The organism is Bosea sp. 685, from assembly GCF_031884435.1.
Taxonomy (GTDB): domain Bacteria; phylum Pseudomonadota; class Alphaproteobacteria; order Rhizobiales; family Beijerinckiaceae; genus Allobosea.
This window is the reverse complement of sequence record NZ_CP134779.1, coordinates 3,833,834-3,853,892: the sequence shown is the minus strand read 5'-3', so window position 1 is coordinate 3,853,892 and position 20,059 is coordinate 3,833,834. Positions and strand designations below refer to the sequence as shown.

13 protein-coding genes are annotated in these 20,059 nt (G+C 64.6%); 7 read left to right on the top strand and 6 right to left on the bottom strand.

Annotated elements, in window-relative coordinates; translation table 11 throughout:
- Positions 1–78: 78 nt before the first annotated feature.
- Entirely contained in the window at positions 79–2,295 is a 2,217-nt protein-coding gene (locus tag RMR04_RS19315) for a TonB-dependent siderophore receptor (RefSeq protein ID WP_311909949.1), read from the bottom strand.
- Positions 2,296–2,573: 278 nt separating this feature from the next.
- Between RMR04_RS19315 and RMR04_RS19310 the strand changes: the two genes are divergently transcribed.
- Positions 2,574–3,476, top strand: a complete 903-nt coding sequence (locus RMR04_RS19310) for a helix-turn-helix domain-containing protein (protein ID WP_311909948.1) — start codon at positions 2,574–2,576, stop codon at positions 3,474–3,476.
- Positions 3,477–3,846: 370 nt separating this feature from the next.
- Entirely contained in the window at positions 3,847–7,002 is a 3,156-nt protein-coding gene (locus tag RMR04_RS19305) for a S41 family peptidase (protein ID WP_311909947.1), read from the top strand.
- 21 nt (positions 7,003–7,023) lie between these two features.
- Here RMR04_RS19305 and RMR04_RS19300 read toward each other — a convergent pair whose 3' ends face one another.
- The gene (locus RMR04_RS19300; RefSeq protein WP_311909946.1) at positions 7,024–7,836 is read right to left on the bottom strand and encodes an AraC family transcriptional regulator; all 813 of its coding nucleotides are present in this window, start codon (positions 7,834–7,836) and stop codon (positions 7,024–7,026) included.
- 167 nt (positions 7,837–8,003) lie between these two features.
- On the opposite strand from RMR04_RS19300, the gene RMR04_RS19295 reads away from it, so the two are divergent.
- The 3 genes from RMR04_RS19295 (at position 8,004) to RMR04_RS19285 (ending at position 11,555) form a co-directional block, all read left to right on the top strand.
- Positions 8,004–8,678, top strand: coding sequence for an alpha/beta fold hydrolase (locus RMR04_RS19295; protein ID WP_311909945.1), 675 nt, complete (start codon positions 8,004–8,006; stop codon positions 8,676–8,678).
- 353 nt (positions 8,679–9,031) lie between these two features.
- Positions 9,032–9,958 carry a transposase gene (locus RMR04_RS19290; RefSeq protein ID WP_311909944.1) on the top strand — a complete coding sequence of 309 codons (927 nt, stop codon included), beginning with the start codon at positions 9,032–9,034 and terminating at the stop codon, positions 9,956–9,958.
- A gap of 241 nt (positions 9,959–10,199) precedes the next feature.
- Complete coding sequence (locus RMR04_RS19285) at positions 10,200–11,555, top strand: serine hydrolase domain-containing protein (RefSeq protein ID WP_311909943.1); 1,356 nt, start codon at positions 10,200–10,202, stop codon at positions 11,553–11,555.
- A gap of 119 nt (positions 11,556–11,674) precedes the next feature.
- On the opposite strand, the gene RMR04_RS19280 is transcribed toward RMR04_RS19285, so the two are convergent.
- Entirely contained in the window at positions 11,675–11,881 is a 207-nt protein-coding gene (locus RMR04_RS19280) for a hypothetical protein (RefSeq protein WP_311909942.1), read from the bottom strand.
- Between the two features lie 111 nt (positions 11,882–11,992).
- On the opposite strand from RMR04_RS19280, the gene RMR04_RS19275 reads away from it, so the two are divergent.
- Both RMR04_RS19275 and RMR04_RS19270 read left to right on the top strand, forming a co-directional pair.
- Positions 11,993–12,298: a hypothetical protein gene (locus RMR04_RS19275; RefSeq protein WP_311909941.1), complete on the top strand. Its 306-nt coding sequence runs from the start codon at positions 11,993–11,995 to the stop codon at positions 12,296–12,298.
- Between the two features lie 92 nt (positions 12,299–12,390).
- The gene (locus RMR04_RS19270) at positions 12,391–12,672 is read left to right on the top strand and encodes a hypothetical protein (protein WP_311909940.1); all 282 of its coding nucleotides are present in this window, start codon (positions 12,391–12,393) and stop codon (positions 12,670–12,672) included.
- A 102-nt stretch (positions 12,673–12,774) separates the two neighbouring features.
- Here RMR04_RS19270 and RMR04_RS19265 read toward each other — a convergent pair whose 3' ends face one another.
- From RMR04_RS19265 to RMR04_RS19255, 3 genes are all read right to left on the bottom strand, one after another.
- A complete protein-coding gene (locus tag RMR04_RS19265; protein WP_311909939.1) occupies positions 12,775–15,648 on the bottom strand; it encodes an autotransporter outer membrane beta-barrel domain-containing protein in 2,874 nt (957 codons plus the stop codon).
- A gap of 185 nt (positions 15,649–15,833) precedes the next feature.
- Positions 15,834–18,311 carry a bifunctional diguanylate cyclase/phosphodiesterase gene (locus RMR04_RS19260; protein WP_311909938.1) on the bottom strand — a complete coding sequence of 826 codons (2,478 nt, stop codon included), beginning with the start codon at positions 18,309–18,311 and terminating at the stop codon, positions 15,834–15,836.
- Positions 18,312–18,813: 502 nt separating this feature from the next.
- Positions 18,814–20,049 carry a GntR family transcriptional regulator gene (locus RMR04_RS19255; protein ID WP_311909937.1) on the bottom strand — a complete coding sequence of 412 codons (1,236 nt, stop codon included), beginning with the start codon at positions 20,047–20,049 and terminating at the stop codon, positions 18,814–18,816.
- Positions 20,050–20,059: the final 10 nt, after the last annotated feature.

The window sequence follows — 20,059 nt, the reverse complement described above, 5'->3', positions numbered from 1 at the left end:
TCTTGCTGTGCTGCGGAAACGGGACGCGACCGTCGCGCCCCGCTCCGGCCGATCCTTATTCCTACCCGCTATAATGGCCTACCACTTGTAATTGGCGGAGACGGTGACCGTGCGGGCATCGCCATAGGCGCAGCTGGAATAGCCCTGGCAGCTCTTCACATACACCTTGTCGAAGAGATTGGTGACGTTCAACGCCAGCCCCCAATTGCCGATCTTGTAGCGCAGCGCGGCATCGACCAGCGTCGCGCCCGGCACCTTCAAGGTGTTCTCGTTGTCGGCCCAGGAACTGCCGACATAGCGCACGCCGGCGCCCAGGCTCACGCCCTTCAGCATGCCCTCGTTGAAGCTGTAGTCGACCCAGCCGGAGGCCGTGATCTCAGGCACGATCTGCGGCGTCTTGCCGACATAGGCCGGGCGGGTGTCCTTGGTGGTTTCGAGATCGAAGGCGGTGAAGGCGGCAATGAGCTTGAGGTTCTCGGTCAGGTTTGCCTTGGCCTCGAGCTCGACGCCGGTCGAGGTCACCTCGCCGAGCTGCTGCTGGGCGAAGGCGTTGTAGGAGGTCGGCGCCGGGGTCAGCACGTTCTGCTTGACGAGATGGAACACGGAAGCCGTGATCAGCGCATCCATGAAGGCCGGCTTGTACTTCACGCCCGCCTCGAGCTGATAGCCCTTCTCGGGCTGGAAGGGGACGAACACGCCCGGTACGTTGGTTCCGTTGGCGTCGAACACGGGGTTGAAGAAGGTCGCGGCGCTGACATAGGGCGTCAGCCCGTTGGCGAATTCATAGGCCAGGCCGGCGCGGCCGCTCCAGGCGGCTTCCGTCTTCTCGAAGCTCGGGGAGAAGGCGAGCGAGGCGGGGCTGACGGATTTTTTGTCGACATAGTCGTAGCGGCTGTTCAGCGTCAGCAGCCAGCCGCCGCCGAAGCGGATCTGGTCTTGCAGGTAGAAGCCGAGCTGGTGCTGCTTCAGGTTCTGGTCGAGATAGGTGAAGGTCGACCCTTGCGGCGCCCCATTGACCGGGTTGGTGACGCTGATCGTCGTCGCTCCGCCCGAGGCCTGGACGTGGTCGATGTTGAAGTATTTGTAGTCGACCCCGAGCATCAGCGCATGGTCGAGGAAGCCCGTCGCGAATTTGCGCTCCAGCCGGTTGTCGATGGTGAAGGTCTCGACGCGCGTGCGTTCCTGGAAGCCGATGCGATAGAGCTGATAGTCGGGTCCGACCGGCAGGTAGCGGTTTCCGAAGGGCGAATCGGCGGCGGAATAGCCGTAGCCATAGGGGCCGATCTGCGAGCCCGTCATATGGCCGTAGCGCGCGTTCTGGCTGAAGGTCCAGCCATTGTCGAACTGATGCTGGAACTCGTAGCCGACAAGCGCCTGGGTGCGATCCTGATTGTCGATCGAGGGTTCGCCCAGGAAGGCCTTGCGCGCGATCTTGCCGAAGGGGGCATCGACCACCGTGCCGACATAGGGCAGGAAGCCGCCGCCGGCGCGAACCTGGTCGAGCGCCTCATACATCGCATAGGCGGTGAAACGGGTCGCGCCTGACGGCTGATAGGTGATCTGCGGCAGGATGACCCCGCGGAAATCCTTGGAGACGTCGGTATATTGGTCGCCGCCGGCGAGCCGGCCGGTCAGGCGCGTGCTCCAGATGCCTTGCTTATCGGTCAGCCCCATATCGATCGCGACATAGGCATTGCCGAAATTATTGATGCCGACCTCAGTGAAGCCGAAATTCTTGAAGTTCGGGCGCTTGCCGACCAGGCTGACGATGCCGCCGGGATTGGCGCCGCCATAGAGCACCGAGGCCGGACCTTTAAGCACCTCGACACGCTCGAGCAGGAACGGGTCGATCTGGAAGCCGCCGAAGCCATAGGCGTAGAGCGGCATGCCATCGAGGAAGACGCCGGTCTGCGTTGCCTGGAAACCGCGGATGAAGAACCAGTCCGTATCCGGATCCGGCCCGAAGGGCTGAGCCGTGACGCCCGAAGTGTAGCGTAGCGCCTCGTCGACCTTCAGGGCCTTGCGATCGTCGATTTCCTCGCGGCCGACCACCGAGACGCTCTGCGGGATAGCGGCGATCGGCGTATCGCTTTTCGAACCCGTGGCCGAGCGCGTGGCGACATAGCCATTGACCGGCGCGACCGGGGTCTCGCCGCGTCCCTCGACGACGACCGTGTCAAGCTGGACCGTGGCGTCGGGCTGCTGCGCCAGCGCCGCCCCGGGAAGATGAAACCCAGCCAGAGACACTGTCGACGCAAGGATAAGGCGAGTAATGATCTGTCTGCCGCAGCGCATATTCGGTTCCGAGCTGATATTCGCCCGCCATCTCGGAATTATTCAAATTTAGAATCATTCAAAGGCGAGGCAATCCTGATAGAGTTGCGAATATCAGCGATATTGGTATTTTGATTGATCGTTCATGCTTTGCGTTGAACGTTCTTGCTCATGGAAATATCATGCTAGAGCATTGCGCGAAAAAATGGGTACCGGTTTTTCGCGTGAGCAATGCTCTCAATTTTTGGAAGCGATCGAGCGCCTGCCAACAATGCGCGTTGACGCGAAGCTGAGGCCTCATGACCTTCCAGCCCTCGATGACCTCGACCCATGAGGGCGTGACGGTTCTGGAACCGTTGCGCTGGCGCCGCTGGAACGGCGTGGTGGTGGATCTCTGGTATGCCGCCTGCGGACCCCAGGCGCGCGGCCACTATGTCTCGGCGCATCCGCGCCTGTTCATCGTGCTGGAGGCGGAAGGCGGGTCGTTCGAGACCCGGTTGAAGCCGCATGGCGACGATCTGCGCGGGTTTGGCGGCAGAGGCTCGATCAATTTCGTACCCGCCCATTTGCCGCTCTGGGGACGGGTGGAGGCGCCGATGCGCCTGCGCCATCTCGATCTGCATTTCGATCCCGAGGCTCTTTGCGAGCAGATTTGCGAGAGGCTTTCGTCGCGCCAGATGGCCAAGCCGCGGCTGATGTTCGACGATCCGCATCTCTTCGCGCTTGCCGGGCTGATCGCGCGCGAGGTGGCCGAACCCGATGCGCGACACGACCTCTATGGCGACAGCCTGATCCTCGCTTTGCTGATCGATCTGTTCGGCGTCGAGCGGCGCGAGCCGAGCCGCGGCAGCACCTTGTCCAGCTGGCAATTGCGGCGCGTGACCGACTACATCAGCGAGCATTGCAATGGTTCGATCAGGCTGCAGGATCTGGCAAAGCTGGTCGGGCTGTCGCAATCCTATTTCAGCCATGCCTTCAAGGCCTCGACCGGCGTGCCGCCGCACCAATGGCAAATTCAGGCGCGCATCCGAAAAGGGCAGGAGATGCTGCTCGCCGGACAACGGTCCCTGACCGAGATTGCGATCGAGGCGGGTTTCTCCGACCAGGCGCATTTCACGCGCGCCTTCCGTCGCGTGACCGGCGAGACGCCGGCCGTCTGGCGCCGGACCATGCGCGGTTCCGCCGCCGCTGGTCGAAGCTAAGGCCGCTTGAATCCAAGGCTGCGGCCGACGGTGAAGCTTGCGCAGCGCTTTCCCCTGATATGCAGCTGCATTCAAGCGCCCCTAGCTGGCTTCTTTCGCGCGCCAAGCGTGCTTTATCCGAACCAAGCGTGCTTTACCCGATCTGAGGCCGCCGCTACGAATTGCGCGGGCGCCCCATTTGGTCAGGTCATCATTTCATGCAGGTCATCGTTTCATGATTGCGCATGTGCTCAGAATTCTGATGGCCTTTGCCTTGAGCGCTCTGTTCTCATCGGCTCAAGCGGCAAACAGGCCGCTATGGCTGCGCGAGCCCGCGATTTCGCCCGACGGAACCCGGCTGGCTTTTCGGTATCAAGGCCAGATCTGGACCGTGTTGATTTCGGGAGGTGACGCGCAGCCGCTGACGCCGGCCGGCTCTCATGCCGCCACGCCGATCTGGTCGCCTGACGGCAACAGCATCGCTTTTGCCGCCGATCGTTTCGGCGCGATGAACATCTTTGCGGTGCCGGCAGGGGGCGGAGAGGCGAAGCGGCTGACCTGGTATTCCGTTGATGAAAAGCCGTCGAGCTTCACTCCGGATGGCAAGGCGGTGCTGTTTTCGGCGCGACGCCTTGGCGATGCCACTGAGACATTCGCCATTCCAAACCGCTTCGAGCAGGGCAGCCAGCTTTATCAGGTTCCCATCTCCGGCGGGCGCGACACGATCGTTCTGCCGAACGCGGCTTTCGATGCGCGCTGGGACGCAGACGGCAAACGCCTGCTTTATACCGCGCCGAGCATCGAGCAGTCCTTCCGCAAGGGACAGACATCGAGCGCGGCCCGCCAGGTCTGGCTCTATGAGGCCGGCAGCGGCCGGCATGAGCGTTTGACCGACGACACGCATGAGAGCCGCGATGCCGTGTGGTCGCCCGATGGCACCGTCTACTATCTTGGCGAGGCATCGGGCTCGCTGAACATCTGGCGCCTGTCTTTGACAGAGCGGAAGCCCGAGCAGGTCACGCATCTCACCGGCGATCCCGTCCGGTCGCTATCGATGTCGCGCTCCGGCATATTGGCCTTCTCGCGGGGCGGCGAACTTTATCTGCTCCGGCCTGGTGCGAAAGACCCCGAACGGATCGCGGTCAATGTCGCGCAATCGGCCCTGAGTGGCGAAAGCCCAAGCCAGACATCCAGCTTCAACGACATCGTTCCGTCGCCGACCGGCAAGGAGATCGCGCTGGTGACGCGTGGCGATATCTTCGTCGCCTCGCTCAACGGCCGCTATGTCAAGCGGATTACCAGGACGCCGGGAGAAGAGCGCAATCCGAGCTTTTCGCCGGATGGCCGCAAACTCGTCTACGCGGCGGAACGCGACGGGCGCTGGAGCCTCTATGAGGCCGGTATCGTCGACCCCGAGGAGAAGAGCTTCTTCGAAGCGACGCGCATTGAAGAGAGGCTGCTCCAGGCCGGCAAGGAGGACGCGATGACGCCGGTCTTCGCGCCCGACGGCAAGCATGTCGCCTATATCGCCAACCGCGACTCCGTGCGGGTTCTGGATGTCGCGACCAAGGCCGATATCGAGATCCTGCCCAAGGGGATGAATTATTTCTACGGCGACTGGTCGTGGTGGTTGTCCTGGTCGCCGGATTCGAAATGGCTCGCTTTCCCGATCCAGCCAAGTCAGCAGATCGACAATGTCGCCGTCGCGCCGGCCGATGGCCATGCACCCGCGATGCGGGTTGCTCCGTCGGGAGAAGACCAGTCCCCGGCCGAATGGAGCCAGGACGGCAGCTTCCTGCTCTGGGCTTCCGACGCGGAAGGCCTGCGTTACATCAATGGCCGTACCTGGAGCGCCGATATCGAAGGCGTCTATGTTTCGCGCAAGGCTCGCGATGCCTTCGAGCAGAAACTGCGCGTGCCCGTGATCGGCGATGCGCCCTCCGGATCGGAGGAAGAGGAACGCCGCCCCGGCACGCCGGACGAGAAAGAGGCGATGGCCCCGCCAAAGGACGGCGCCAGGCCACGAGCCTCCAAGCCGCGCGAGGCGTTCACATTTGAGCCAGCCGGCGTTGAGGACAGGACGATCAGGCTGACCCAACAGCCAGCGAGCCTGGTCTATTTCGGCCTCCTGGCCGATGGCGTCAGCGTTTTGTCCGTCGAACGCTATCCCACCCCGCAAGGCGATGGCTTTACCGTCACCGGCGTCGTGCGCGATCTCCGCCGGGAGCGGCGCAGGACGCTGTTCTCCGGCTTGAGCTATGTCCGCTCCAGTCCCGTTCGGATGAGCCGGGATCAGAAGAAGCTCTATTTCCTCTCCCCGGACGGCGTCACCGAGGTCGATACGGGCAAAGGCAGCTCGCGTGTCATCAAGATCACCGCGGACACGACGCGCGACGCCGCGGAAACCCGGCAGGCGGCGTTCAACCAGTTCTGGATGCTGACGAAGAAGAAATTCTACGACCCCAATTTCAACGGCGTCGACTGGGAGGCGGTTCAGCTCAAATACAGCAAGCTCCTGCCGTCCATCGTCGACACGCGGGATCTGGCCGAGCTCCTGTCCGAGATGGCCGGCGAATTGAACGCGTCTCACACGGGCGGCAGGCTGCGCAGCAGCGTTCCACCGGCCGAACAGACGGCGTCGCTCGGCCTCTATTATGACGAGCGCTATTCCGGCCCGGGAATGAAGGTTGCGGAGATCCTGGCGAACGGCCCCTTCGACAGCGCCGATTCTGCTCTCGCGCCGGGCGACGTCATTCTGGAAATCGATGGCGAGCCGGTGCCGAATGAAGGCGGCATCCGCCGCGCTCTACGGGGGCGCGCCAAGCAGGTGCTGGCGATCACCGCGGAACATCCCGGCGGGCAGCGCTTCACCGAAAAGCATGTCCCCGTCAGCCTCGGCAAGGAGCAGGAGCTCGCGGCGGCCCGCTGGCTCAAGCGCAAGCGCGACTATGTCATCGCCAAATCCTGCGGGCATCTGGGCTATGTCTATGTCGCCGATATGGACGAGAAATCCTATCGCTGGGTGTTCTCGGAGATTTTCGGGCGCTTCCAGCAGGCCGACGCCCTTATCGTCGACGTGCGCTATAATGGCGGCGGCAATCTCCATAATCAGTTGCTGACCCTGCTCTCGGGCAAGAACTACATGACCTATGTTCCACCGCGTGGCGGCCCGACGCAGCAGGAGCCGCGCGACCGCTGGTCCAAACCCTCTGCCGTCATCATGAATGCGGTGAGCTATTCCGATGCGTCGGTCTTCCCGCAAGCCTATCGTGACCTGAAGCTCGGGCCGCTCGTCGGCGATTCCGTCGCCGGGACCGGCACATTCGTCTGGTGGGCCGAATCCAACATCATCCCGGGGCTCGTCTACGGCCTCCCGCAGCTTCCGATCCGCAAGCTCAACGGCAAGTTCATCGAGAACGAGGATATCACGCCCGATATCCCGGTTCTGTCGAACCCGACGGCCTGGTCCAAAGGCCAGGACCCCCAGCTCGACGCAGCGATGCGCGCCATGCTGCCGGCTGGTTCGACTAGCTGTCGAAGCCCTTAGAGGCTGTACCGCATCGACCACCTATGTGCGGTTGTCGTGCATGACGCTCGCCGGATATTTCACACTGGCAAGATATTTCGCCGGCGGCTTGCCGAGTGCCTTCTTGAACATGGTGATGAAGGCCGCGACGGATTCATAGCCCAGCTCGGCCGAAACCTGCTGGACTGTCGCGCCATTGGACAATTCCCTGATGGCGACGATCAGGTGCAGCTGTTGTCGCCAGCGCCCGAAGCTCAACCCGGTTTCCTTGATCACCAGGCGGCTGAGGCTGCTCTCGCTGAGCGCGACGCGGCTGGCCCATGCGCCAAGCCTGGTCCGGTCGGCCGGGTTTGCAGCCAGGGCATCGGCGATCCGCCGCAGGCGCGGCTCCGATGAGATCGGCAGATAGAGCTGCTGGACAGGCATGCGCGGCAATTCGGCGAGCAGCAGCTTGGCCAGAAGCGCGTCGGCGTCATCCGTACCCGGACGTTCGGACAGCGCGACGATCAGTTCGCGTAGCAATGGCGAGATGGAAACGGTGCAGCATCGCACTGGGAGATCGGCAGCGTCAGGTTCGATGTACACGAAGAAAAGCTTCGCATTGGCGGTCGCGATATTGCTGTGCTCCATGCCTCCTGGAATCCAGACTGCGCAATGCGTCGGCACCATCCATAAGCCGCTGGGAACGCGACAGCTTACGCCCCCGGTCAGCGCGAAAACGAGCTGGCCCTTGCGGTGCTGGTGGGCGGCGACCTCAGCTCCGTTTTCGAGGACGTCGACGCGCACCGAAATCGCCGGAGCGGCGGCTGCGTCCACATCGAAATCCGGCCAGGGATAGTGAAGCGGCTGCCGCATGGATTGACCGATTTTAATAATCAATTGGCAGAATATCTAAATTCCTGCATGGCAAAAAGCGCTAAACCTCCCTGACGCGCTGAACTTCTGGAAGCGATCACGCCGCATTCGGAGGCTTCCGTCCAAATGCGGCGTGATCGAGCCGGGCATTGAGGAGGAGTTGACGGATGGCGAACGTCGTTATCGTGGCGGGCGGCTGGCATGGCGGCTGCGAGCTCACGCCTTTCGCGCGCAGGCTGCGTGCGCTTGGACATGAGGTCTTCACGCCGACACTCACCGGATTGGGCGAACGGGTGCACCTCGCAGCAGTGCGCCCCAACCTCGACACGCATATTCTCGACGTGGCCAATCTGCTCGAATTCGAGGATCTCTCCGATGTCGTTTTGTGCGCGCATAGCTATGGCGGGATGGTGATAACAGGGGTGGCGGATCGCATGCCCGAGCGCATAGCCGCGCTCGTCTATATCGACGCGCTCGTGCCCGAGGATGGCCAGTCCTGGTGGGACCTGGTCAACGACCATTTCCGGGCGACCGCGATTGAGGGGGCCGGCGAGGACGGTCTCAGTGTTCGACCGCCCGCGCATATGGATCCGCGTTGCCGGCCGCATCCCATGGCGTCGTTTCTCCAGAAGATCCGATTGGCCGGGCGCTGGAAAGCGGTTCGCGAGAAGCTCTTTGTCTACGCCACCGGCTGGGCCGACAGCCCGTTTCCTCCAACGGTCGAGCGCCTCAGAAAGCTCCCGGACTGGCGGATCGAGGAGATGCCGACCAGGCACAACATCATCGCCGCGGCGCCTGACCAGTTCCTGGCGATCCTGACCAGGCTCGAGGCCTTGCAGTAGTCGGCAGCTGCTCTCAGCCGCGCCAGGCCCCCCGATGAACCGGGGGGTCCTCAGAGCCTGGTCGATAACGTCAGCAAGGATTTCAGTCGGTTGGAATTTTCTCTTGAAACGCGCCGTCATCCCGGGCGACTGCAAGGAGACCCGGGATCCATGCCGGAGCGTTGCCTGGTTAGGCTCCGGCATGGATCCCTGTGTGTTTGATTGGTGTCATGATTGGTGCGGGCGGGAAGCCGTTGGATCCCGGGTGGCAAACACCGCGTTCCGGCTCGGTTCCCGCCCGCGTTCGAAGACCCCATCCTGAACAGTTGACCGAGGCCGCTTGCACCGGACCTCGCAGCACAGGGACAGGCACCATGACCATACACCCCTGCTTCATCGGTTGCGATATCGCCAAGAGCCATCTCGACCTGTTCGAGGAGACGAGCGGGACGAGCCTTCGGATCGCCAATACGAGCGAGGCGATCGCGACCTGGCTGTCGTCGCTCGACTGCCAGGCCAGCTTCGTCGCCTTCGAGGCAACCGGCCCCTATGACCACACGCTGCGCCAGACCCTGGAGCAGGCCGGCTGCCGCTTCGCCCGGATCAATCCGGCGCGCGCCCGCGACTTCGCCCGCGCCACCGGCCGCCTGGCCAAGACCGATGCGATCGACGCCGAGATGCTGGCTGCGATGGCGCGCATGCTGGCGCTCATGCCCGACGCAGCCTCCGATCCCGCTCGCAACGCCTTGGCACAGCTGCACAAACGCCGCGATCAGCTCGTCGAGATGCGCGCCGCCGAGCGCGTCCGCGACAGCGAGGGGCAAGATCCCACCGGCAGCCTCGCCCGCCATCTCGCCTGGCTCGATGCGGAGATCGCCACGCTCGAGCACCTCGTCAGCGAGGCCTTGCGGGCAGATGAGACCTTGGCCAGGACGCAAGCTCTGCTGCGCTCGGCGCCCGGCATCGGGCCCGTCACAGCCGTCACTCTCATCGCCCTGATGCCCGAACTCGGCCACGTCTCGCCAAAGGCCATCGCCGCGCTCGCCGGTCTCGCGCCCTTCAACAATGACAGCGGGCGCAGGCGCGGACAGCGCATGATCAGGGGCGGAAGGCGACGCGTCCGCAAAGCCCTCTACATGGCCGCGCTGGCTGCCATCCGGACATCTGCGCGCTTCAAGACCTTCTACGACGCCGTCCGCGCAAGAAGCGCAGCCGCAAAAGTCGCCATCATCGCCGTCGCAAGAAAGCTCCTCGTAACCCTCAACGCCATGCTCAAAACTGACACCGCCTTCCAACCATGACACTCCAAACAACACAGTTGCCGGAGCTGCGCGGCGGAGCCGCTTGTCCAGGATGACGGCGCGTTTTTCCGTGATGTTCAAGCTTTTGAAAACAACGGCATCGTTATCGGCCAGCCTCTGTTGAACGCGGAGGGTTAGGCTGGGCTGCTCGATCTCGACGATCTCGGGCGCATGGTGCCATGGTGATGACCGGGCTTTGCCGTCCAGGCGAGCCGTCGTGAGCCTCTTGAGGCGGAAAAGCATGCGTCGGGTTTTGACATTCGTGTTCAAATCTCTGGTCGCTATCGTGCTTCTGGGGATTTTGGGGCTGAGCGGCTGGCTTGGCTTCAGCCCGCCCGAGGGGCTGCTGGGCGCCTCGGCCTATGCGGCAAAAATGGTTTGCTCGAACGTGTTCATCGCCAGGCGCGACGCGGATGCGGTCATTGCGACCGATGTGGCGTTCGCGCTGCCGCGTGTCTTCAATCGCCTGAGCATCAAGCTCGATACCAGTAAGCAGCGCGTCGAGGTGGCCTATCTCGGCCTGTTCGCCAGACGCTACGCCCAATATCAGGAGGGGCGCGGTTGCACATTGCTCGCAAGGGACGAAGTCCCCGATCGCGCCGGCTTACCGCCTTTTCCGCCAGCGACGCCTGAGGCGCTCTGGCCGGCCGGCGAGGGCACGCAACTCTCCGACGACAAGCGCCTGCTGGCGGCGCTGAACGATCCGGTTCTCCAGGGGCCGGGCATGCGCGCGATCGTTGTCGTTCATGACGGGCGCATCGTCGCCGAGACCTATGGCGAAGGCTTCAACGCCGCGACGCCCTTGCTCGGCTGGTCGATGACGAAGACCGTCAACGCCGCCCTGGCCGGCCTGGCGATCAAGGACGGCAAGCTTTCGCTGGATCGGAAAAACCTGTTCGCGCAATGGGCCGGCGATGCGCGCTCAGGCATCTCGGTGGCCGATCTGATGGCCATGACCAGCGGATTGGAATGGGATGAAAGTCACGGCAATTCTCCCGACCCTGGACGATTGGAGAATCTGGCAAGGGATGCTGCGGCTTTCGCGAGGGACCGCGCGCTCGTCGCCCCGCCCGGAACGAAGTTCAACTATTCCGGCGGTTCCTCCGTCCTGCTGGCGCGGCTCTGGCAGGACGCGGCTGGAGCGGACGCACGCGCTTATCCGCGGGAGCGATTGTTCAAGCCTCTGGGCATGACCAGCGCCGTTCTCGAAGCCGACCCGTCCGGCACATTTCTGGGCGAAGGCTTTCTCTACGCCAATGCGCATGATTGGGCGCGCTTTGGCGAATTCCTGCGCCTGGGCGGGGAATGGAACGGCGAGCAGCTTCTGCTGCCGGGCTTCGTCGATTACATGCGCTCGCCCGTGCCGGTGTCTGACGAGGGACATGGCCCGGTCTATGGTCGCGGACAGCTTTGGCTGGCCCGGGGCCAGGGCTTCAATCTCCCTGCCGACACCTTCATGATGCAAGGACATCTGCGCCAGGTGATCACGATCATCCCCTCGCGGAAACTGGTGATCCTGCGAATGGGACAAACGCGGGAGGATATCGGCTACAGCGTGGCGAAACTGCTCTCCGCCATCGTCGCCGCGCACCGATGAGGCTGCCGCCTGAATGACGCAGCGATGTCTCTGATGCGACGACTCGCGGGTTCGGCGCTGTTCGGCAAAGCCTGGGACGCTAAACCAACGAGCACGATCCAATCGGATCGGACATTGCTCTAGCCAGCGACGTGACGACTGTCCCAGCTGCGAACGGCTTGGTTCAACGCCTCAAGCTCCGCCCCCTCGTTCTGCGAGCGCTGAGACCTGTTCAGTGCCTCGATGCGCCTGAGCGCCAGCGCATAATCTTCCGGCGTCTCGATCTGGATTTTCGTGGGAGCGTCCGATGCCCGCTCGGCAGGATCATGTTGCACGCGCGTTTTCATTGCGGCCTCCAAAAATACCAAACAGACAAGGCGGCGGCTTCGTTCCATACTGACCTCGTGCAGGCCGGCTTTTTCGCCGCCTTGCAGTCTGCCTGGCTGGGGGAGCCACGAATGAAGCCGTTATCCGGGGCGTATACGGTCGCGATACCGTGGTACGAGGAGGAGGATTTCGCGCGGCTCTGGTCGCTAGCTCATGATCGCGACGAGATTTCGCCCGACTATGCCACATGGCATCGCAATGCCCGCCGCGTTCTGGCCGAGGCGCTCGCCGCCGGGAAAGCGATCGAAGTCGTCACGATCAAGCCTGACGCCTATCTGGAGTGGCTTGGCTCGGCTCCCAACACCGCCGCGGCCCGGCTCCGCTATGTCGAGCAGATCGTGGCAGGTCTGGTCACGTCGATACGATCGGATGCGTAGGGGCGCGCGACGCAGCAGCGCCATCCGATCCAGGCCGGGGCAGGGGAACCCGACCCCATGACAAGCGGTTCTCCCTGGAGGAGGACCACCCCATGACGAACAATCCACATCGCGCCACGGATGCGCCGGCGCCCTACAGCACGCCGCAGCGCACCGGACAATCCGGTGAGGATGCCGAACGGCGAGCCGGGCCGAACCCGCGCTCGGTCAACCCCACGGGACCGCACGCGCCCTATGATCCAGCCGACCCTGACGGCACTGCGGCCGAAAAGCATTGGACTGAACCTGAAGCCGAACCGGTGAAAAAGCAGCCTGCCAAGCCGGCGCTGGGCGAGAATTTTGCGGTCGTCGACAGCCGCGCGAGCAAAGCGTAGCGGCTGCCTCTCCGGCTCCACAGGCGGATCGCGAAGGGGCGCGCTGGCCTCCCGCCAGCTTCGGCTGGGTTCCGCAAACGCCGGCGGCCAGGCTCGAACCTCTCAGAACTTCACCGCCAGCACGCCCTTGAAGGCATGGTCTTGCGTGTCCTGCGCGAGCTGGCCGGTATAGGCTAGGCCGAGCGTGGCGCTCTTGCCGATGGCGAGGTCGAGTCCGGCCTCGACCAGCGCCGCATCCCGGGCGATCGGGATACCGGCGATGCTAAACGCGCCCGAACCGGCGAAGGCGAGCGTCGTGGTCGGGTCGACATCGCCGAAGGTATGGCGCCAGGCGAGCCCGCCGCGCAGGCTCAGTTCCATGCCCTGCAAGGCGAAATTGGTCGAGGCGCGCAGGCCAAGCGTGGAATAGCCGAGGTTGGTGTCGTCGCCGCGGGCGGTCAAGGCCGCCGACCCGCCGGTCTCGCTGAAGCCGCTGCTATGCAGCTTGAGATAAGCCAGGCCCGCGAAGGGCTCGAACGCCAGCTTGCCAAGATCGACCCGATAGCCGAGCTCGCCGAAGATTTGAGCCGTGCCGGCGTCGTAATCGGCGCGCAGATTACTGCCGAAGGCGGAGGAGACGACGGTGCGGCTGGTCTCGATCTCGTGCCAGCTATAGCTCGCGCCGGTTCTCAGGCTGAGCGCGCCCCAGCGCCCGCCGGCGTAGAGGCCGAGATGGTAGTTGTCGCTCTCGCCCGAGGAGAACCGGCTGTTCACGTCGAACGTGCTGCGGCTGTAGCCGGCGACCGCGCCGAAGCGCAGCGTGTCGAACACCGCCGTGTCGGCGCCGAGCAGGAAGCCGCCGGTCGAGCGCGTCAGCCTGGCGGCGTTGCCGTCGCTGCCGCTGCGGCCCCAGGAACCATAGCCTTGGCCCCAGACCGCGAAGCGGTCGGCATTCAGCGTCGGCATCGGCCCCTTCACGCTCGGGGCGAGATCGGCGGTGAAGCCGTAATTCAGCGTCGCCATCGGCGCCGCGCCGACGCCTCCGAAGGCCGCGCGCAGCCGGTCGTTGACGGCGGCGCGCAGGAGCCAGCTTTCGTCGATCAGGGCCGTCTTGGCGGAGGCGTGGATCTCGCCGGAGATCTGGTCGAGCGCCGTGCGGGCTGAATCAAGCGTCGGCTGGTTGATCATGCCGGTCTGGATGGAATTGCCGGAAGCCAGGCTGTCGACGCCCCGGCCGGTCTCGGCCTGGTTGGCCGTCGCGCCGGCGGAGGCGACGGTGCGGGTCTGGATCACCGTCAAATAGGCGTTGTTGGTGTCGTAGCTATCGCGCAGGCTCAGGAACGGCGTCATGGCGAAGTCGCCCGAGCCATAGCGTCCGGTCAGGCCGCCGGTCGAGGTCAGGATGGTGTAGCGCTGGCCCGCCAGCAGGGTGGCTCCGGTGTAATTGGCGACGGTGAACGCCGCACCGCTCGCCAGCGTCGCCGTGCCGTTCACCCGGATCAGGTCGGAGGTTACGGTCGCGGGGTCGATCTCGACCTGATAGGCCGAGCCCGCCGCCTGCAGATAGGCCCCGTTGACGGTCAGCGTGCCAATCGAGTTGCCGGGCGCGATGGTGCCGCCGGCCGCGATCGTGGTCGCGCCGACCGTGCCGCTGCCCTGCAGCCGGCCGCCGAGCACCGTCACCGTGCCGCCGAGCACCCCATTCACCGACAATGTGCCGGTCTCGACCAGGGTGGTGCCGGCGAAGGCGGCATTATCGGCGGTGAGGATCGTCGTGCCGCTGCCGATCTGGCGGAGCGTGCCGTTGCCCAGGACGAGATTGTCGAAGGCGAAGGCATCGGAGCGATTGAAGGCGAGCGTGCCGGCGCTGCCGGTCGTGATGCTGCCGATGACGCTGCCGCTGGTGCCGCCATTGCCGATTTGCAGCGTGCCCTGGCTGATCGTCCAGTTCGTGGTCGCCGTGCCCGTGCCGGTCAGGCTCCAGGTGCCGGTGCCGGTCTTTATGAAGCTGTCGAAGTTCCGGTATTGCGCCGCGGCGCCGATGGCGGAGACGTCGAAGCTCGCGGTCCCGGTCCCGCCGAGGCGGAGGATGTCGTTCGTGCCGGTGGCGTTTGCGACGACATTGCCTTCGATCACCGAGCCGGCCTGAAGCTCCAGGTCGATCAGCCCCGTCGAGCCCGCAGCGAGCCGGATCGCATCGGCCTGCCCGACGCCGGCGCGGATCGTGCCGCTGTTGGTGAGAAGGAGGTTTGCGCTCGCCGCAGTCGTGACGATTGCGACCGCTCCAGCCCCACCTTGGACCGTGCCGCTGTTTGTCAGCGTAAAACTCGCATTGCTTTGCACGGCCGCGGCCCCGCTTCCGCCTTCGATGGTCCCCGTGTTGACGATGGAGGAGGTGTTGGCGCGAACGTTGAGCCCAACGCCGCCTATGGTGGCTCCGGCGCCGCCGCGGATCGTTCCCTGGTTGACCAGTGTGTTGACCGTGCCTGTCCCGCCGAGATCGACGCCGGTCCCTCCGGCGCCGCCCGTGCTGTTTCCACCCTGAATGGTCCCGAGATTGATCACCGACGTGTTGAGCCGTGCCTGGATGCCGGAGCCGGCGTTTGCCGCTTGTGCGTCGCCGCCTTTGAAATTGCCTTGCAGCGTGAAGCTATCGCTCAGGCCGGCAACTCCGACGATGCTGATCGGGTTACCAATGGTCGCGCCGGTGCTGCCGATGACAGAAAGCGTAAAGCTCCCGGTGTCGATCGTGATCGGCTTGGTCGGCGCCGGCAGGCTGGTGGTGGCGGTGGTGAAGCTGGCTGTCAGCACGATCGTCGAGGTCGGGTCGCCATCGGCATTCGCCTGGGCGATGCGGCCGCGCAGCTCGGCGTCGGTGCTCGCCGTGTAGGTCGCGGCCATGGCCGGGAGCCCGCAGGCCAAAGCGAGAGCGGCGCAGGAGGCGCCCGCGAGAAACTTTGCTTTTCCCAGATATTTCACGCCCGCAGCCTCGCTCACGCCCGCCTCCACCGTGATTGTTCTGGGCGAAATGCAACACCCCAGGTTGCAAGAGTCCCGGGATTCGACCTTTCGCTCAAGGTCGCATCGGCAACACAACGAACAGAGCGTTTACAAAGCAGCAAATATATCACAGCGCTGCGACAGGCGACCGGGGCTGGCTCGTCAGCCGACCTGCCGGCAGCTTACGAGGCGAAGGCCATGCGCGCGGCGGGCTGGCGAGCCGGCGCCCTCGCGAGACCGGAGGCCTGCCGGCCGCCCATGGCCTCTGCGAAGCTTTCGATCGGCTGGGGTTTGCCGAACAGATAGCCTTGCAGCTCCTCGCAGTTTTCGCCGACCAGGAAGCGCATCTGGCCGGCGGTCTCGACCCCCTCCGCCACGACGCCGATGCCCAGGCTGCGTCCCAATCCCAGGACGGCGCGGACGATCACCGCCGCCTGCGGGCTGGTTTCGACCTGCCCGACGAAAGACCGGTCGATCTTGATCTTGTCGAAGGGGAAGGCCTGCAAGGTCGCAAGCGACGCGTAGCCCGTTCCGAAATCATCCATCGCGATGCTGATGCCCAGCGCCTTCAGCCGCCGCAGGATCGAGAGCGCGCGGCTCATATCGGCGAAGATCGCCGTCTCCGTGATTTCGATCTCCAGGCGGCTCGGCGACAGGCCGGTCTCGGCCAGGATTGCGAAGATGCGCTCGGGAAGGTCGCTCTGCTGGAACTCGCGAGGCGACAGGTTGACCGCGACCTTGAGAGGCCGGATCCAGCGCGCCGCCTCGCTGCAGGCGGTCCGCAAGACCCATTCCCCGAGCGCGGAGATGAGACCGGTCTCCTCGGCCAGCGGGATGAACTCGCCTGGCGGTATGAGGCCGCGCACCGGATGTCGCCAACGCGCGAGCGCCTCGAAACCCAGGAGCTCGCAGGTGCTGGCCTTCACCTGCGGCTGATAGTGGAGTTCCAGCCCGCCCTCCGCGAGCCCGGTCCTGAGATCGCGCTCGAGTTCGCGTCGCCGCGTGATCGCCTCGTCCATCGCCGCGTCGAAAATGCGATAGCAATTACGACCCTCGGCCTTCGCCTGGTACAGCGCGAGATCGGCCCGGCTGAACAGAAGCGTTTCGGCCAGACCGTGCTGCGGCGCCCGCGCGATCCCGATGCTGAGGCCGACCTCGATGGCCTGTCCGCCGAAGGAGAACGGCTTGCCCACGACGGAAATCAGCTCCTCGGCCAGGCGGCGCAGAAACGCATCGCTCGGGTCACTCCTGACCAGAACAGCAAACTCGTCGCCACCCATGCGCGCCACGGTGTCGGCTGGATGCATGCGCTCGGCGAGCCTACCGGCGACACGCTTCAACAGTTCATCGCCGGCCATGTGACCGACCGTGTCATTGACGCTCTTGAAGCGGTCGAGGTCCAGGCACATCACCGCACAAGTGCCGCCGTCATGGGCGACCTCCTGCAAGGCGAGGCGCAACAGCTCGTAGAAGCAGGTCCGATTGGTCAGGCCGGTCAGCCCGTCATGCCGCGCCATATGGGCAATCTGCTGTTCGGCGAGCTTGCGCGCTTCGATGTCGATATGCGTCCCGACGATGCGCTGGGGCAGGCCCTGGGCGTCGCGCTCCACGACCTTTCCGCGCGCGAGCACCCAGCCCCAGCTGCCGTCCTTGCGGCGCAGCCGATACTCGCACTCATAGACCGGTGAGCGGCCGTCGAAATGCGCCTGCAGGAGCTCCAGGGCCTTGGGCTCGTCTTGTGGATGGAGCAGGCCTTGCCAGGTCCTGACAAGACCCTCGAGTTCTCCAGGCGCATAGCCCAGCATCGTCAGCCAGCGGTCGGAGTACCAGGCCTGGCCGGTCGCGATATTCCAGTCCCACAGGCCGTCGCTTCCCGCATCCAGGGCTCGCGCCAGGCGTTCCTCGCTCACGCGCAATGCCGCGCCATGCGCTGCGAGGGCATGGTTGGCTCGCCTGAGGCGGTCGGCGAACAGGGTGAGTGCGGAGAACGCCAGGGTCGTCAGCATCACCGCCGCGATGCCCGCCGCCAGCGCCCCGCGCGCCAGCCCACCCTCGGGAGCGGCGATCGAGGGGTCTGGTATCGCTTGCATTGCGGCCATCGACACGAAGTGCAAGGAGCCGATGGCCCCAGTCAGAAGCGTCGTGGCAACGGCACGGGGGTAGCGGGTCGGGCGGCGGGTGAACACGAACAGCGCGGCGCAGGTCAGCACGGCAGCGCCGGCGAGCGCCGCCGCGACGAGCGCCTCGTCCCAGATGAAGCGGCCGGGAATGCGAACGCCCGCCATTCCGGTGAAATGCATTGCGGCGATGCCAGCGGTCAGCACGATGCTGCTGGTGACAATCGCGACGGGGCCGGCAGTGCCCCGGATCAGGCTCGCGGCGCAAAAAGCGGTCGCCATGGCGACGCCCAGCGAGGCCAGCGTCAGGCGCAGATCATAGCCGATGGCGAGCGGCGGCTCGTAGCCGAGCATGGCGATGAAATGCGTGCTCCAGATGCCTGCGCCGGCCGCAGCGCCCGTGGCGGCGAGCCAGATGGCGGTGGCCCAGCCCGTGCTTTCGCGGGCCTGTTTGAGCAGGCCGAACGCCGCATGGCATGACACCCAGCACACCAGCGCCGACAAGGGCAGCACCCAGGCGGCATGCTCATCCGTCAAGCACATCAGTGTTCGGTACATGGCGCCTGCGCAATTGTGACGATCAGGCCGGTGATATAGGACAGAAAGAGAACGACATCGTGCCAAGGAACGCTAAAATTGCAGGCGAAAGTCGCTGACGTTATTCAGGCTGTGACGTGGTTTAAGCGCTGACGTCATGCAGGTGCGCCTCGATCAGATTCCGCGCCAGTCGTCGCCAACCCCTGTGATGGCGCAAGTCTCATCGCGGCGACCGGTCGCATCCGGCCCGGTCCGTGCCGGGGCGGGCAATGGACGCCGGCAGGGGCCATGATCGACGGCTATTCCGGGTGCCGGGCGTTCCAGGCCTCGGCATATTCGGCGCACATCCGATAGACGGCGTCCCGATCCGTGACACCTGCCGGCTTCGCGCGGGAGGGCAGGGCCGTTTGAAACGGCGCATAGCCTTGATGCGCCAGCCGCCAGAGCCGCCGAAGCTCCTTCAGCGGCTCGGCATGGTCGTCGTCCCGCGACGAACTCGCCACTATTGTCAGGCGCGCGGTTTCGCCGGGTTGGAGCTGCGATCCTCGAGGCTGAAGTTCGGGACCGCCGCGAAGGCGTTTTTCAGATGCTCGCCCATCATCTGGGCCGCCTTCTCGCGGGCGCCGGCACTGACCGCGTCGAGAATGGCCAGGTGCTCGCGGCACCAGTCCTTGACCCGGCGGCGATTGACATAGCCGCCGAATTCGAGAAGCCGCCGCATGCGGTTCTGCTGCTGGATGGCCTGGAGGAAGAACGGGTTGCCGCCGAATTCCGCCAGCATCTCGTGGAACTGGGCATCCGTCTCGAACAGCTGGGCCCGGTCCACCGTTTCGATCGCGGGATGGGCCACGAGATAGAGGTGCTGCAGGCGGCTGCGCTCGATCATGGCCGCATCCGCCCGGAAGTCCTGCAGCAGCAGGATGGCGGGCTCGATAATGCTGCGGAAGGCATAGCTGCCGTGCATGCCGATCTTGGTGTCCAATGTCGGCACGAAGCTCCAGCCGCGCCCGGTATTGCGATGGATGAGGCCGTCGTCGAGCAGGCGCAGCAGCGTCCGCTGGAGCGCGGCGCGGTCGACCTCATAACGTCGCGCGATGTCGCTTTGAATGAAGGTCACCGGCAGTCGCCCGACCAGGCGATCCTGCACGATGAGCGCATACAGATCCTGATCGGATGTCGAGGGCACCTCCAGCTCGAGCCGGTAGAGCTCTTCAGGACGCGCCAGGAGGAAATAGCCGTGGTTGCGGCGCGCTTCGAGGATGCCGCGCTCGGCGAGAAGCTGCAGCGCCGAGCGGATCGGCGTCCGCGAAACCTGAAGCAGGTCGCCGAGCGCTTGCTCGCGCAGATGGTGTCCGGGTTCAAAGCGCGCCTCGCGGACGACATCGAGAATTTGATTGGCGAGCTTGTGCCGCCGCTGGCTCGAACCGCGGGCCATCCTGTCCCCATCTGATCGCATCGATCGAACGCTTTCAAACAATCGATACAATGGGGTGGCGGTTTTGGGCAAGCGCAGTGGCGCCGCCGCTGAGCAGACGGCCGCAAAAATACGAGCCTCGCCTTCACATCGCCCGGGCCGCAAGCGGATTTCGGCGCGGATTTGGCCAGTGCGTGCCCGGTATTTGATCAAGGGCCGCGCGGGGGCTGCGTTGACTCCTTTCCGGTTCCGGCTTGTATTGTTGCTGACCAATAGAGCAATCTGTTCGCGACGAGGGGAATGGCATGCTTCGAAAACTCGCTTCAGCATTCATAGTGCC